At 78.9% G+C, this 332-nt stretch carries 1 pseudogene; it reads right to left on the bottom strand.

The annotated features are described in order from the left end of the window. Positions 1–332 (bottom strand): annotated as a pseudogene (locus MKK52_RS14995) (methyl-accepting chemotaxis protein); the annotation flags it as partial.

Raw genomic sequence — 332 nt, 5'->3', positions numbered from 1 at the left:
CGCGCCGGCCCGCGCGGCGTACGTGGTGGAGTGCAGGGGGGGCAGCGTCGTCGGGCCGGCGATGGAGGACATCCGCCCACCCCCGTCGCCGATGCGCTCCACGGCGGCGCTCAGGTCCTGCACCAGCCCCCCCGTCTGGTCGGCGGCGATCACCGCCTCCCGCGCGCTGCTGGCGGACCCGTCCACCTGCCGCCCGATCTCCTGGACCGACGGGCCCAGTTCCTCGGCCGCCGCCGCGACCGTGGCGACGTTGCTGCCGGCCTCCTCGGCGGCGGCCGCGACGGCCGTCGACTGCGCGGCGGTCTCGGCGGCGGTGCCGCTCATGGTGCCGG

The organism is Methylobacterium sp. J-067 (assembly GCF_022829465.1).
GTDB classification, from domain to species: domain Bacteria; phylum Pseudomonadota; class Alphaproteobacteria; order Rhizobiales; family Beijerinckiaceae; genus Methylobacterium; species Methylobacterium litchii.
This window is presented reverse-complemented; position numbering and strand designations above follow the sequence as displayed.